Annotated in this window: 8 protein-coding genes; 2 read left to right on the plus strand and 6 right to left on the minus strand. The window is 68.9% G+C overall.

Going from position 1 to position 14,732, the window contains the following annotated elements:
- Position 1: 1 nt before the first annotated feature.
- Positions 2-625: a hypothetical protein gene (locus KME82_RS16100; RefSeq protein ID WP_215494955.1), complete on the plus strand. Its 624-nt coding sequence runs from the start codon at positions 2-4 to the stop codon at positions 623-625.
- A gap of 448 nt (positions 626-1,073) precedes the next feature.
- On the opposite strand, the gene KME82_RS16105 is transcribed toward KME82_RS16100, so the two are convergent.
- A complete protein-coding gene (locus tag KME82_RS16105; protein ID WP_215494956.1) occupies positions 1,074-2,144 on the minus strand; it encodes a sensor domain-containing diguanylate cyclase in 1,071 nt (356 codons plus the stop codon).
- 336 nt (positions 2,145-2,480) lie between these two features.
- Here KME82_RS16105 and KME82_RS16110 point away from each other — a divergent pair, with 336 nt between their 5' ends.
- Positions 2,481-2,867 carry a hypothetical protein gene (locus tag KME82_RS16110; protein WP_215494957.1) on the plus strand — a complete coding sequence of 129 codons (387 nt, stop codon included), beginning with the start codon at positions 2,481-2,483 and terminating at the stop codon, positions 2,865-2,867.
- Positions 2,868-3,134: 267 nt separating this feature from the next.
- Here the strand turns inward: KME82_RS16110 and KME82_RS16115 are convergent, their stop codons facing one another.
- The 5 genes from KME82_RS16115 to ispG form a co-directional block, all read right to left on the minus strand.
- Complete coding sequence (locus KME82_RS16115) at positions 3,135-6,455, minus strand: S8 family serine peptidase (RefSeq protein WP_215494958.1); 3,321 nt, start codon at positions 6,453-6,455, stop codon at positions 3,135-3,137.
- Positions 6,456-7,411: 956 nt separating this feature from the next.
- Positions 7,412-8,800 (minus strand): YadA-like family protein, encoded by a 1,389-nt coding sequence (locus KME82_RS16120; protein ID WP_252255363.1) that lies wholly within the window; start codon positions 8,798-8,800, stop codon positions 7,412-7,414.
- A 152-nt stretch (positions 8,801-8,952) separates the two neighbouring features.
- Positions 8,953-12,270 (minus strand): S8 family serine peptidase, encoded by a 3,318-nt coding sequence (locus tag KME82_RS16125; protein WP_215494960.1) that lies wholly within the window; start codon positions 12,268-12,270, stop codon positions 8,953-8,955.
- Positions 12,271-12,544: 274 nt separating this feature from the next.
- Positions 12,545-13,219, minus strand: a complete 675-nt coding sequence (locus KME82_RS16130) for a phosphatase PAP2 family protein (RefSeq protein WP_215499102.1) — start codon at positions 13,217-13,219, stop codon at positions 12,545-12,547.
- A gap of 76 nt (positions 13,220-13,295) precedes the next feature.
- Positions 13,296-14,567: a flavodoxin-dependent (E)-4-hydroxy-3-methylbut-2-enyl-diphosphate synthase gene (gene ispG / locus KME82_RS16135; protein WP_215494961.1), complete on the minus strand. Its 1,272-nt coding sequence runs from the start codon at positions 14,565-14,567 to the stop codon at positions 13,296-13,298.
- Between the last annotated feature and the right edge of the window lie 165 nt (positions 14,568-14,732).

Raw genomic sequence — 14,732 nt, forward strand, 5'->3', positions numbered from 1 at the left:
CATGAATCGCAACATCCTCATGCTGGGTCTTGCACTGACCGTCGCGGCCTGCGCCGCGGCGGTCAGCCTGGGCTGGAACCCGCTGCGTCCGGCCCGCGCCGACGCCGCGCCCGCGGCCGCCGGCGCGCGCGCCACCGGCAAACCCGATCCGTCCTTGCACAACCTGCTGGCGACGCCGAAAGCGCGCGATTACCAGCAGCGCAAGCAGTTCCAGGCCGATGCCCACGACTTCTTCCGCAAAGCCGCCTCGCTCGGCCCGGCCGAACGCGAACGCCGCGCGCAGACGCTGCGCCAGGACATCGAACGCTACGAAAACGCGAGCGAACTGTCGGCCGGCGAATCCATGCTGCTGCGGGTCGGCCTGATCCAGGCCACCGTCGCCGACGAAGCGCAGCAGGCGGCGATGGTGCAGCAACTGGCGGCGCGCTACCGCGCCGATGCGCAGCGCCGCGAACAGCAGTGGATCGAACAGCAGCAGCACGACCCGCAGTTCCAGGCCTACAAGCAACGCGAACGCGTGGTGGTCGCCGAGGTGTTGGCGATGCAGCAGATTCCCGGCGGCGTGACCCGCGACGAGTATCTGCGTCAGCGTTTGCAGGCGGAGCGCGAGCGGGTGTATCGGTGAGCGCCAATGCGAGCGGGACACCGAGCCGCCAGAGTTAGTCAGCTTGGCAATCGCTGCGTCAATTCGCCCCCTTTGAAAAAGGGGCTGCGCGCTGCGCAAGCATGATGCCTGTACTTTACTCGCGCGTGGGGGATTTGCTCTTCGGGCGGAGCGCGGCGATCTGCGGGTAAAAGCGAATCCCCCTAGCCCCCTTTTCCAAAGGGGGGAATGCTTCGGGCAGCTGCGTTTTTGTTTGGAATTGCCGCCCCATCTCGTGCTCGCAGCGCAACCCGTCAATCAGCCCATTTTGGAAAAGGGGGCGGCGCGCTGCGCGGGCTCGATGTGTGTACTTGGCCGGTTCGCGCGGGCGATTCGCTTTTCGTGCAGGACGCGGCGATCCGCGAGTAAAAGCGCCCCCCCCTTTCCAAAGGGGGAAACGCTTCGGGAAGCTGCGTCTGCGAACTGAACGTTACGCGTCCTCGGCAACAATCACCCGATTGCGCCCATTGCGCTTGGCCGCATACAACGCCTGATCCGCGCGCGCGAACGTCGCGGCGGTCTCCTCGCCCGCGCGGTAGCTCGCCAGGCCGATGCTGACCGTCAGCGGCAAGCCGACCGGCAGGTTGGCGATCGCTTCGCGCACGAATTCGCATTGCAGCTGGGCCTGCGCCGACGGCGCTTCGAACAGCATCAGGAATTCCTCGCCGCCGTAGCGCGCGACGCTGTTGGGGCCGGCCGAATACAGGCGCAAGGTGTCGGCCACGGCCTGCAGGATGCGATCGCCTTCGGGATGGCCGTGGACGTCGTTGATGAGCTTGAAATGATCGATGTCGAGCACCGCCACCTGCAGCGGCGCGGCCGCGTCGCTGCGCGCCACCGCCTGCTCCAGCGCCAGCGCGAAGGCGCGGCGGTTCGGCAGGCCGGTCAGCGGATCGGTGCGGGTCAAGGCGGTCAGGTCGGCGTTGCTGGCTTCCAGTTCGGCCTGGTATTGCAGCAGTTTGTGCTCGTACCAATCGCTTTCCTGCAACTGCTGGGCGAGCGCGCGGCTGACCCGGCGCAGTTCCAGCAGGCGCGAGGTCTGTTTCGACAACGCCTGCAAGGCGTCGAACTGATGCGGCTGCAATTCGCGCGGCTCGCGGTCGATCACGCACAAGGTGCCGATCGCTTCGCCGCCGGGCGTGATCAGCGGCGAGCCGGCATAGAAACGGATATGCGGATCGTCCGTCACCAGCGGGCTGTCGAAGAAACGTTCGTCGTTGCGCGCATCGGGCACGACCATGGTCCGGTTCGGCTCGAGGATGGCATGGGCGCAGAACGCGAGATCGCGCGGCGTCTGCTGCGCGTCCAGGCCGATGCGCGCCTTGAACCATTGGCGATCGGCGTCGATCAGGCTCACCAGCGCGGTGGGTACGTCGCAGATCGCCGCGGCGATCGCGACGAGGTCGTCGAAGTCCTGTTCCGGCGGCGTGTCGAGGACGCCGTAATGGCGCAGCGCTTCCAGGCGCGCGGTTTCGTTTGCGGGAATCTGCGGTTTCTGCACGGCACCACGTCCGATAATTGTCCGGGTTACGGCGCGTCGGCACCGTTTTTGCGGACGGCGGGTCACGGCCGGCAGTCTAGCAAAACCGCCTGAACCGGCCGTTCCCGGCCCTGCCCCACCCCGCTCGGGCGATCGGCGACCGCCTCGGACGCAGCATGCCGGCCGGGCGCCGTCAATGCGACCCGCGCGCGAACACCTCAACCATCGATATCGGTCACAGCGCTTGCGCGACCGCGGACCGGGCCGGTGTCGCACTGCCTGCAATGTCGAACCGATAGACTCATCGCGGCAAGGCGACGCCGCGAACTCACGCGGCGCCGGCCACGGATCGCCACGATGGAGGACAAGGTGCAGGTGGAAACGAACAATTACGTCGAGCTCAAGAGCGAGATCCTCGACGGCATGCGCAGCTACCGCGAAGACCTGGCGCAGGACGGCGTCGACGCCGGTTACAGCGTGCAGCAGATCGACGAGTGCGAAGGCATCATCGACCGCTTCCTGGACACCATCGCCGCTGCGGCCGAGCGCGGCGACGCGGCCGGCGCGCACGGCGCGGTCAAGGACGCGGTGCTGGGCTTGAATGCGCTCAACGCGCGCTGCGGGCACAGCCTGATCGAGACCGATCAGCGCGAAGGGTTGTGCGAGTTGATCCTGGGCGCGGCGGCGTTGGCCGGCCTGGGTACCGACGGCGAGGACATTACCGAGGAATGGCGGGAGTGGTGAGGCGCGGTCGAGTGGGTCGCGCGGGCGCTTTCGCGATTCGTCGTCGTTGAATTTTCGCGGTCGCGGCTCGCGCCGCTCCTACACGGAGCGAACCGCGACCGCGACACCACGTCCAGCGCGAAACCGGCCGACGCCCGCGTCAATGAAACGACCGCGCCGATCGATCGCGTAAACATCGGTACGAATGTGCCCACCAAAATCCGATGCGCACGACACCCAACAAAAAGCCGGGCCCGCGCACGGACCCGGCTTTTCAAATGCAACGACTCAGCGCGCGGTGACCGTCAACGCCACCCGCAACGCCACCTTCGGCCGGATCGGATCGTCGCTGGCCACGCACACGTAGCCGCTGTGCGCGCCCGGCGCGAGGCCGGCGGTGTTGATGCGCACCCGGTTGGCGACGCTGCCGTTGCCCGGCACCCGGCCGAACGCCCGCTGCGGCGCGCCGATCCACGGCGCTCCGCACTCGCTCTGGCCGTCGATGCTGTAGGCCAGGCCGGCGAAGCCCGCACCCGCCACCCAGGCACCGGCACCGCCCGCGTTCGGCGCGATGGTGCGGAACTGGTTGTCGCCGGTGTTCGAAGCGAACCACACCCAGCGGTTGGCGAAGCTGGTGCGCGCGCTCACCACCAGCCAATAGCGGCCCGGCGCGAGTTCGACGTTCTGGCCGGCGGCGGCGAGGTCCAGGGTGATGTCGGCGCCCTGCACGCTCACGCCGGTCGCGGTCGGCGCAGCGGTGTAGCTCCACACCGCGTTGCCGGCGAGCGGGTTGCTGCTCGGGTTGCCGGCGTTGTCGGCGTACACCGCCCAGGTCAGGTTCGCGGCCGTGCTCGCCAGCGGTTGCCCGCTGGAAACGAAGCCCGCCGAGAACAGCTTGGACAGCTTGGTGGTTTCAGCCAGGGTGAAATCGTCGCTGGAGAACTGCGCCGGCACGCCGGCGCTGGCCGGGTCGGTGTAGATCGTGCTGCGGAAGCCGCTGTTGACGCCTTCGGCGCTGGCGTCGATCAAGGTGCGCGACGCGGTGCCGGTGTTGTCGACCTGGAACTCCAACGGCGCGGCGCTGGTGTTGCCGATGCTGAAGTCGGCGAACCCGCGGCTGCCGGCCGGCAGGGTCAGGGCGACCTGCGGCGGGGCCAGCGCGATCGCCGGCGGCGGCACCGAGACCGCGATCGGCAGATGCAGCTGCGGCGAGTTGCGGTTCAACAGCGGCTGCAGCTCGAGCTTGCCGAAGTGCCAGCTTCCGTCCTTGGCGAAGTTCTGGCTCAGCACCAGCACGCTGACCGTGGTGCTGCTGCCCTGCGCGGACACGAAGATCGGCGGGAAGGCGATGCCGTTGAGGCCCTTGACCTGCGCTAGCCACAATTCAGGCTTGCCCTGGGCGTGGCGGAAGGTGCGCTTGAAGGTGCATGACCCGACGCAGTGGCTCTTTTCCAAGCTCGCCAGATTCAGCGCCGACACGTCGCCGCCGGTCGCCGGGTCGGCGGCCAGGAAGCGCGCGGTGGTCTCGTTGAGCACCAGACCGGACTGGGTGGCGCGATCGACCTGGATGCGGCCCGAGCCCATGTCGAACGCGTCGGCCGGGGTGACCTCGTCTTCGCGGAACACCTCCTGCTTGGCGGTCATCATCAGCGCCGACTTGATCTCGGCCGAGGTCCAGTTCGGCTGCGCCTGACGCAGCAGCGCGGCGGCGCCGGCCTGGTGCGGCGAGGCCATCGAAGTGCCGCTGAGCAGGCCGACCACGTTCTCGCTGCCGGTCAGGGTGGTGCCGGAAATCACCGCGAGCACGTTGACGCCGGGCGCGGTCACGTCGGGCTTGATCAGATCCAGACCTTCGGCCGGTCCGCGCGAACTGAACGCCGCGAGCACGTCGGGCGTGTTCGGGATCGGCGACGGCGGGAAGCCGATGCCGCCGGTGGCGGTGTTGCCGTTGCCGGCGGCGAAATCGCGCAGCGCGTTGCTGTCGGTCTGCGCGGCCAGGAACGCCGGGATCGTCGTGCCGGGCACGCTCGGCGTGGTCAGGGTCGGCTGGTTGTTGGCGATCACCACCGCGACCGCGCCGGCGGCCGTGGCGTTCTGGATCTTGACCGAGAAGTTGCAGGTGCCGCGGCGGATCACCGCGACCGCGTTGCTGAAGGTGCCGGCGGCGAACGGGTTGCAGCCGTCGTCGGCCGCGTCGATGCCGGCGCTGACCCGCAGCGGCGTGGTCGGCGGCAGGGACGCGGTGAACGCGGTGCCGCCGCTGCCCTCGGTCAGTTCGATCGCCTGCAACGCCGGCGGCACGGCGCCGGGGCCGGTCACCTGCAGCAGATAGGCGAAGGTGCCGCGGCCGTGCTGGGCCGCCGCGGTGGTCGAGGTCCAGGGCTGGCGGTGACCGGTGGTGTTCGGGCCGGGGCCGTCGTTGCCGGCCGCCGCGGCGATGAAGATGCCGGCGTCGGACGCGTTGAGGAAGGCCAGCGAGACCGCTTCGCCCCACGGCGAATCGCCGCCGCCGATCGAGTAGTTGATGACGTCCACGCCGTCGGCGATGGCCTGGTCGACCGCCGCCACCGCCGAGGTGTTCGGGCACTGGCCCTGGTTGGTCGCGGCGATGGTGTAGCAGATGTCGTAGGCGATGATGTTGGCGTGCGGGGCGACACCGGAGATGCGGATGTTGCGGCCCTTGAAGTTGGCGGTCCAGGCGTTGCCGGCCGCGGTCGAGGCGGTGTGGCTGCCGTGGCTGTTGGTGTCGCCGAAGCCGGGTTCCTCGCGGATGCCGGCGGCGCCGCAGGTGTTGCCGGGCGGGCCGCAGACGAAGTCCCAGCCGCCGATCAGCTTGTCGTTGCAGCGGCCTTCGTCGACGCCGCCGGGCGCGCAGGTGCCGATGAAGTTGCCGCTGCCGTTGGGATTGACGTGATGATAACCGGTGTCGTCGATCGCCGCGAACGCCGGGCTGCCGAAGTTGATGCCGGTATCGAGAATGCCGACCACCACGCCTTCGCCGCGGAAGTTGGTCGGGTTGGCGTTCCACAACGCCGGCGCGCCGATCAGCTGAGGGCCGACGTCGGTGGCGAGCGGGTACTCGCGGTATTCCTCGACCAGTTCCACGCCGGGCAACTTGGCGATGCGCGCGGCTTCGTTCTGGGTCATGCGGGTGACCACGCCGTTGACCGCGTGGTGCATGCGCCGCTCGATCGCCAGCGGACGGCCGATCAGCGAGCTGATGCCGCGTTCGTGATCGCGCTGCACGGTGTCGAGATGGCGCACGTAGCTGCGCGCCTGGGCGCTGTTGACGTCGATGCGGCGGGTGCCGCCGCCGGCGCTCCTGGCCGCGGCGCTGTTGGCGTTCTGCGCGCCGGCCAGGCGCTGCGGCGCGGGCAGGCCGGCGATTTCGCCGTGGTATGTGCTCAGCGGCGCTTCCTTGTACAGGACGATGTAGCGGCTGGTGTGCGTCTCCAGGCCGCTGTCGGCGCGTTGCGGCGACGGCGCGCCGCCGATCGCGCCGGCGTCGGCCGGCCGGTCGCTGCTCAGGCCGCGTACCGCGGCCCCGGCGAGCGCGGCCAGCCCGATCAGGCTGACGGCGATCGTCAATCGATTGACTGCATGTGGCATCGAGAGGTCCTCCACGTTCGTTCGCGAAGAGACCGCCTCCATGCCTGCCCTGTCCAGGCACGTCGCGGTCCAGAGTCGGGAGGGAGCATCGGCTCCGGCGAACGCCGGCGCGCGCGCCGCGAACGCAGCCGCCGGCGCGTCTGCATGCGTCGGCCGATTCGCTTGCGTCCCCGGCAGGCAGTCCCCACCTGCCGACACACTGCGCGAGAGCGAAAAGTTACGGCGTGATCATTGCCACAGTTCCGGTGCGGTTGCAGATGGCTTTTTTGCATGTTTCAGCGCCGCAACCTCATGAATCGGGATGCGGCGCTTCGCGCATTGCGAATGGGTTTTTTCGCGAACGGGATTGGTTGCCGCCGTGCTTGTGCGTATGGAACTGGTGTGCCGCGTTGCATCGCGGCGAACTGAGCGAAGAGCGTCGGGGATGAATCCCCTCCCACAAAAGACTTCGTGCTTGCGATGCGGCTTGGCGGGCCTCGATTCGATTCGGCTCAATTCGATTCTGTTCGATTCAGTTCAAAGCGATCGCACACATCCGCAGTCGCTACTGAAATGGAATCGATGTGTCGTGTTGCGTCGCGGCGAGCTGAGCGAAGAGCGTTGGAGATGAATCCCCTCCCACAAAAAACTTCGTGCTTGCAATGCGGCTTGAGTAGATTCGATTCGGTTCGATTCAATGCGATCGCACATACCCGCTATCAATACAGATCGACGCAAGCCCGAAGTCTTTTGCGGGAGGGGCTTGAGCCCCGACGCCTTTCGTTCCGCCGCTTCGAATCCCCGCATCCCAGTGGCATGCATCCACGGCCGATGCAACTGCCGCGTACCCCGTATCGATACGCTCGCGATGTTTTCAGCTTAAAAAAAACGGCGCCCTCGCGGGCGCCGTCATCTATCGCATCGCAGTGTACGAATCGGCCGAAAGCTTTACCCAATCGACCGAGTCATCATCGCAATCACCAGCCGAAGCCCGCGCCGATGCCGACCGAGCTTTCCGAATCGCTGAACGCGCCGCCGACGGTGACCGTCGCGCGATCGCTGATCGCACGCTGGTAGCCGATCGACAAGGCCTGCTCGCCGCCCTGGAAACCGGCGCCGACCGCGACCCGGTTGGTGGTGCGCAGGCCCGCGGCGCTGGCCGACATCTGCACCATCGCCGAGGTCATCGCGCCCATCCGGTCGATGCGCTGGTCCTGCTTGTTGAAACGCCAGTTCATGTCGTCGCGCAGGCGGTTCACCGCTTCGGTCGGCGCGGCCAGCATCTGGGTCACGCGCGAGTCGGTGTAGGTGTTGGCGCTGCGCAGCGTATTGGCGTCGCCGGCGTCGGCGTGCGCGTTGGCGCTGCTCAAGGTCGCCGCGTCGCCGGCCTGGACCTGGGCGACGTTGGCCGCGTCGGTCGGCGCGGTGCCGGCGGCGACGTTGGACACGCGCGTGCCGCCCGCGCCCTGCAGGTTGACCTGGGTCTGCGAGGGATCGGAGTAGGTCACCGAATTGGCCGCGCCGCTGCCGACCCGGGTGTACAGGTCGGTCAGGCGGCCGTCGACCGCGGCGAAGGCCGAGCCCACGTCGTTGTAGTTGCCGCCCTGGATCACGTAGGTCGGCGGGGTGAACACGCCGCCGCCGAAGCTGGCGCCGCCGCCGAGCGCGCCGGTCACGGTGTTGAGCTGCGACAGGTTGACCGCGTCGGTGTCGGCGGTGGCCGCGGCGACGTTGACGATCTGGCGCTCGGCGCCGGCCGAGCCGACCGAGACGGTGTTGGCGCGATCGGCGACCGAGTTGCTGCCCAGGGCCACGCTGTCGGCGGCGGTCGCGCTGGCGCTGTTGCCGACCGCGACGCTGTTGTCGGAATTGGCGTTGGCGTTGTTGCCCAGCGCGGCGCTGTTGTCGCCGCTGGCGGTGGCGGCCGCGCCGACCGCGGTGGCGTTGAGGCCGGCGGCGGTCGAGGAACTGCCGGTGGCGACGCTCTGGTCGCCGCTGGCGGTCGCGCCGGTGCCGCTGGCGACGCTGCCCAGGCCGCTGGCGTTGGCGCCGATGCCGCTGGCCACGCTCTGATCGCCGCTGGCGGTGCTGCCCGAACCCAGCGCCGAGGCGGCCTGGCCGGTGGCGACGCTGCCCTGGCCGAGCGCGACGCTCAGATCGCCGGTGGATTGCGCGCCCGAGCCGACCGCGACGCTGCCGAAGCCGTCGGCGGTGGCGCCCGGACCGCACGCGGTCGCGTCGACGCCGTTGGCGGTGGCGCCGGCAGAATCGACGTTGCCCAGGCCGTCGTCGACCTGGCAGGTCGAACCGGCCCAGGCCGAGGTGCTCGCCAGCATCAGTGCGGCGGCGAGGACGGAAAGCTGCATGTTCTTCATGAAGACCCCTGAAACAGGGCGGGCCGCGGCGAAGCGCGCGACGGCCCGCGGAATGCGGGAATGGACCGGCGCGACGCCGGTCCGATCGAAAGGCACCGCCGCCGGGTGGCGGCGGTGCCGGGTTCAGCCGTTGCCGCCTGCGATCAGGGCGCCGCCGTGACCGTCAGCGCGACGCGCAGGGCCGCCTTCGGCCGCAGCGGATCGTTGCTGGCCACGCACACGTAGCCCACGCGGGCGCCCGGAGTCAGGCCGGCGGCGCTGATCTGCACCTGGGTGTTGACGCCCGCGGCCGGGTTGAGCCGGCCGAACGCGCGGTCCGGTGCGCCGATCCACGACGCGCCGCAGGCGTTGGCGCCCTGCAGGTTGAAGGCCTGGCCGGCGAAGCCGGTGCTCGCGTTCCACACGCCGGTCCCGGCGGTGCCCGGGGTGATCGCGCGGAAGATGGTGTCGCCCGTGTTGGAGGCGAACCACACCCAGCGGTTGGCGAAGGTGCTGCGCGAATACACGATCAGCCAGTAACGGCCCGGAGCGAGGTTCACGTTCTGCCCGGCCGTGGCCAGGTTCAACGCGATATTCGCGCCGGTGACCGTTACACCCGCGCCGGTCGGCAACGCCGAGTAGCTCCACACCGCGGCGCCGGGGCTGGTCTGCGGATTGCCTTCGGGGTTGCCGCCGACATCGCGGTAGATCATCCAGGTCAGACCGGTCGAAGTCGTCGCCAGCGGCTGGCCGCTGGACACGAAGCCCTGGGTGAACAGCCGGGTGATCTGGGTCGCTTCGGTGACGGTGAAATCGTCGGCCGAATACTGGCCCGGACTGCCGGCGGTCGCCGGATCGGTGTACTGGGTGCTGCGGAAGCCGCTGCTGACCGCGCCGGCCGGTGCGTCGATGTAGGTGCGGGTGCCCGAACCGGTGTTGTCGATCTGGTAGTCGAGCGCGGAACCGCCGGTGTTGTCGATGCGGAAGTTGATCGAACCGCTCCCGCCGGCCGGCAGGCTCAGTGCGACCTGACCCGGATTCAACGCCACCGCCGGCGGCGGCACCGAGACCGCGATCGGCAGGCGCAAGGTCGGCTGCGTGGTGTTGCCGCCCTGCGGCGTCAGCACCAACTTGCCGAAGTTCCACGAACCGTCCTTGGGCAGCGAGCTGCTCAGCACGGTCACCTTGACCGCCTTGCTCTCGCCCGGATTGAGCACGAGCGACAGCGGCGTCACCACCACGCTCAGGCCCTCGCCTCGCACGTTCCAGGTCTGGCGCGTGCTCAGGGTGTTGCGGAAGGTGCGCGTGAAGGTGCAGCTGTTGGCGCACTTGGCCTTGCCCATGCTCGGCAGGTTGAGGCTGGACGGATCGCCGCCGGTGGCCGGATTGGCCGCGCGGTAGTTGGCGGTGGTCTCGTTGAGCACCAGGCCGGCCTTGATCGCCTGATCGATCTGCACTCGGCCCGAGCCCATCGCGAACGCGTTGGCCGGGGTCACCGAGTCTTCTTTGAACACCTCCTGCTTGGCGGTCATCATCAGCGCCGACTTGACCTCCGAGACGGTCCAGGTCGGTTGCACCTGGCGCACCAGCAAGGCCGCGCCGGCGTGATGCGGCGACGCCATCGAGGTGCCGTCCTTCAGGCCGATCTCGTTCTCGCTGCCGCTGATGGTGGCGCCGGCGACGACCGCGAGCACCGACACGCCCGGTGCGGTGATGTCGGGCTTGACCAGATCGAACGCGCCGGCCGGGCCGCGCGAGCTGAAATCGGCCAGCACGTCGGGGGTGTTCGGCAGCGGCGTGGTCGGATAGCTGATGCCGGCGGTGGTGGTGTTGCCGTTGCCGTTGGCGAAGTTGCGGATCGCGTCGCCGTCGGCGACGGTCACGCCGAACACCGGCACGGTGGTGCCCGCCACCGTCGGCGAAATCGCCGCGGCGACGTTGTTGGAAATCACCACCGCGGTGGCGCCGGCGGCGACCGCGTTGTTGACCTTGATGACGAAGCTGCAGGTGCCGCGGCGGATCAGCGCGGTCTTGCCGGTGAAGGTGCCGGCCGGGTACGCCACGCAACCGTCGTCGCCGGTGTTGAAGCCCGCGCTCACGCTCAGCGGCGTGGTATTGGGCAGCGCGGCGGTGAACGGGGTGCCGCTGTTGCCTTCGGTCAACAGCACCGCCTGCAACGGCGCGGGCACCGCGCCGGGGCCGGTGACCTGCAACAGATAGGCGAAATCGCCACGGCCGTGCGTCGCCGCGGCGGTGGTGGCGACCCACGGTTCCAGATGGCCGGTGCTGGCCGCGACCGGGCCGTCGTTGCCGGCCGCGGCGGCGACGTAGATGCCCGCGTCGGTGGCGTTGAGGAACGCCAGCGAGACCGCTTCGCTCCACGGATTGTTGCCGCCGCCGATCGAGTAGTTGATCGCGTCGACGATGCCGTCGGCGATCGCCTGATCGACCGCGTCGGCCGCCGACACGTTCGGGCACAGGCCCTGGCTGGTCGAGATCTTGGTGTAGCAGACGTCGTAGGCGATGATGTTGGCGCGCGGCGCGACACCGGACAGATGCACTTCGCGGCCGCGGAACATGGCGGTGCGCACGTTGCCGGCGACGGTCGAGGCGACATGGCTGCCGTGACCGTTGGTGTCGCCGAAACCGGGTTCTTCGCGGATGTCGGGCTGGCCGCACTGGTTGGCGCGCGAGGCGCATACGAAGTCGTAGCCGCCGATCAACTTATCGTTGCAGCGGCCGGCGTCGACGCCGCCGGGCGCGCAGGTGCCCAGGTAGTTGCCGGTGCCGAGCGGGTTGATGTGCTGATAACCGGTTTCGTCCACCGCGGTGAACGACGGGCTGCCGAAGTTGATGCCCGAGTCGAGCACGCCGATGACCATGCCTTCGCCGCGATACGCGGTGGGCGTGGCGTTCCACAACGCCGGCGCCCCGATCAGGGTCGGGCCGGTGTCGGTGGCCATTTCGTATTCGCGGTATTCCTCGACCAGCAGCACCTCCGGCATCGAGGCGACCTTGGCCGCTTCGTTCTGCGACAAGGTGGTGACCATGCCGTTGAGGGCGTGGCGCATGCGCCGTTCGACCCGCAGCTGACGGCCGAGCACGCGGTCGATGCGCTGCTCGTAGCCGCTCTGCATCTGGTCGAGGTGGTGGACGTAGTTGCGCGCATCGGCGCTCTTGACGTCGATGCGGCCCTCGCTCGCGGCGGCGACGCCGGTCATCGCGCCGCGCGCTTCCAGGCGCGCCGGCGCCGGCAGGCCCTGCAGGCCGCCCTTGTAGGCGCTCAACGGCGCGTCCTTGTACAGGACGATATAGCGGTTGGTCGCGCGCTCGGCGCTGCTGCTCGTCGGCGCGGGCGCGCCGCCGATCCCGGCGACGCCGGCGCTGCCGCCGCCGTTCAACGCGAACACGCTGGCGCCGGCGATCGCCGCTACCGCGGCGATACCGAGCGCAATCGAAGTTTTCTTAAACACCTGCTGCATCTGAAACGTCCCCCACTCCAGTTTGCAAAACAATCCGCCCCGCCCGCGCACGCGGCGCAGGCGGAGTGGTCCGTGATCGTGATTCGACTGCAAAGCCCCACGCGGGTAATGAACACCCCTGATACCCACAACGCGTGCCAGTCGACACTACCCCACCCCACGCTTGCGACGCGAGTGCCGTTTCTGATGAACGGGTCATGCCACGGCCCGACCAGCGGTCGCTCAGCGACCGCTTCGGGCTTGACAAGATGGGATCAGCGCGCGGACGCGCGCGTCAGCGTTCGGGCCAGGGACGCAGCAGGCCGCCGCGATAGACCACCAGGTACACCGCGACCACCCAGGCCGTGGCGACCGCCCAGCCGGCGAGGATGTCGGAGGGGAAATGCACGCCCAGGTACAGGCGCGAGAAGCCGACGAGGAACACGAACGGCGCCATCACGATCAGCACCGGCCAGCGCCAGCGGGTGGTCCAGCTCAACAGGATCAAGGTGGCCGCCAGGGTCATCGAGCCCATCGCATGCCCGCTGGGGAAACTGTAGTTGTGCTCCGGCGCGATCGACTCCCACAGCGAGGGACGCTCGCGGGCGAAGAACTGCTTGGCCGCGATGTTGAGCAGGCCCGAGCCGCCGAGCGCGATCGCGGCGAAGATCGCTTCGCGAAAGCGCCGGCGCGCGACCAGCACCACCACCAGGCCGATGTCGAACGGCACCACGCCGTACTGGTAACCCAGCTGCGACACGATCACGAACAGTTTGTCGTAGCCCTCGCGGGCCAGGCCGTGCGCGTACTCGAGCACCGGCACGTCGAAGACGATGGCTTCCTGCTCGTGGATTTCGTCGGCCAGTTCGGCGAAGCCCCACAGCGGCAGCAGCAGGCCGGCGAACACCAGCAACAGGCGCCAGCCGTGCCGGCGCAGCACCGCCGCGCCGAAGCGCGCGACCTGCTGCACGGCGTTGTCGTTCGCTCCGCACCGCACCGCCTCGGCCTGATCGGTCGCGGCGGCGCGTTCGGCCTGCGCGCGCGACTCAGGCGCCGGCGACACGGGCGCCGTAGTTGCGTTCGACGTAGGTATCGATCAAGGCCACGAAGTCCTGGGCGATGTGCTCGCCGCGCAGGGTCACGGTCTTCTCGCCGTCTTCGAACACCGGCGCCGACGGCGTCTCGCCGGTGCCCGGCAAGGAGATGCCGATGTTGGCGTGACGCGATTCGCCCGGGCCGTTGACGATGCAGCCCATCACCGCCAGGGTGAGGTTCTCCGCGCCCGGATGGGTGATCTTCCACTCCGGCATCTTGTTGCGCACGTGCTCCTGCACGGTCTGCGCCAGTTCCTGGAAGAAGGTACTGGTGGTCCGGCCGCAACCCGGGCAGGCGGTGACCATCGGGGTGAACGCGCGCAGGCCCATGGTCTGCAGCAGTTCCTGGGCGACGATGACTTCGTTGTTGCGCGACTGCCCCGGTTCGGGCGTCAGCGAAATGCGGATGGTGTCGCCGATGCCTTCCTGCAGCAGCACCCCGAGCGCGGCGCTGGAGGCGACGATGCCCTTGCTGCCGATGCCGGCCTCGGTTAGGCCCAGGTGCAGCGCGTAGTCGCCGCGGGTGGCCAGTTCGCGATACACCGCGATCAGTTCCTGCACGCCGCTGACCTTGGCGCTGAGCACGATGCGATCGGCCGGCAGGCCCAGCTCGACCGCGCGCGCGGCCGAATCCAGGGCCGAGCGGATCAGCGCCTCGCGCAGCACCCGGCCGGCATCCCAGGGTTCGGCGCGGGCGGCGTTCTCGTCCATCAGTTGGGTGGCCAAGGCCTGATCCAGCGAACCCCAGTTGGCGCCGATGCGCACCGGCTTGCCGTACTTGATCGCGAACTCGATCAAGGTGGCGAACTGGCTGTCCTTCTTCTTGCCGAAGCCGACGTTGCCGGGGTTGATCCGGTACTTGGCCAGCACTTCGGCGCAAGCAGGTTCCGCGGTAAGCAGTTGATGGCCGTTGTAGTGGAAGTCGCCGATGATCGGCACCTCGATGCCCTTCATCGCCAGCTTGTCGACGATCCGCGGCACCGCCGCGGCGGCCTCGACGGTATTGACGGTGATGCGCACCAGTTCCGAGCCGGCCCGCCACAATTCGCCGATCTGCTTGGCGGTGGAGGCGACATCGGTGGTGTCGGTGTTGGTCATCGACTGCACCACCACCGGCGCGCCGCCGCCGACCTGGACCCCGCCGACCGTCACCGATCGGGTCAGGCGTCGCGGCAGGGGGCCGAAACCGGGATGGGCGCAGGGCAAGGGGGCGTCTGAATTCATGGCCGGCATTGTAACGCCGGGGGCTGCGGCTTACGTGTCGCTAAGGTGAAGCATGGGGAAACGGTGTGGTGCGGCGGGTGGATGTGGGGCGGCATGGCGCTGGGGTGGCATGGCGCTGACGCAGCAACGTTTGTGATGTGGCGGGTATGGCAGCGGCCCGGCAAA

It is taken from the genome of Lysobacter capsici, from assembly GCF_018732085.1.
Lineage (GTDB): Bacteria > Pseudomonadota > Gammaproteobacteria > Xanthomonadales > Xanthomonadaceae > Lysobacter > Lysobacter capsici_A.

What these genes read in the sequence shown, in the direction of transcription:
- ispG (WP_215494961.1), bottom strand. Translation starts at nt 14,567, where the DNA reads ATGAATTCAGACGCCCCCTTGCCCTGCGCCCATCCCGGTTTCGGCCCC.
- KME82_RS16115 (WP_215494958.1), bottom strand. Translation starts at nt 6,455, where the DNA reads ATGCCACATGCAGTCAATCGATTGACGATCGCCGTCAGCCTGATCGGG.
- KME82_RS16120 (WP_252255363.1), bottom strand. Translation starts at nt 8,800, where the DNA reads ATGCAGCTTTCCGTCCTCGCCGCCGCACTGATGCTGGCGAGCACCTCG.
- KME82_RS16110 (WP_215494957.1), top strand. Translation starts at nt 2,481, where the DNA reads ATGGAGGACAAGGTGCAGGTGGAAACGAACAATTACGTCGAGCTCAAG.
- KME82_RS16100 (WP_215494955.1), top strand. Translation starts at nt 2, where the DNA reads ATGAATCGCAACATCCTCATGCTGGGTCTTGCACTGACCGTCGCGGCC.
- KME82_RS16125 (WP_215494960.1), bottom strand. Translation starts at nt 12,270, where the DNA reads ATGCAGCAGGTGTTTAAGAAAACTTCGATTGCGCTCGGTATCGCCGCG.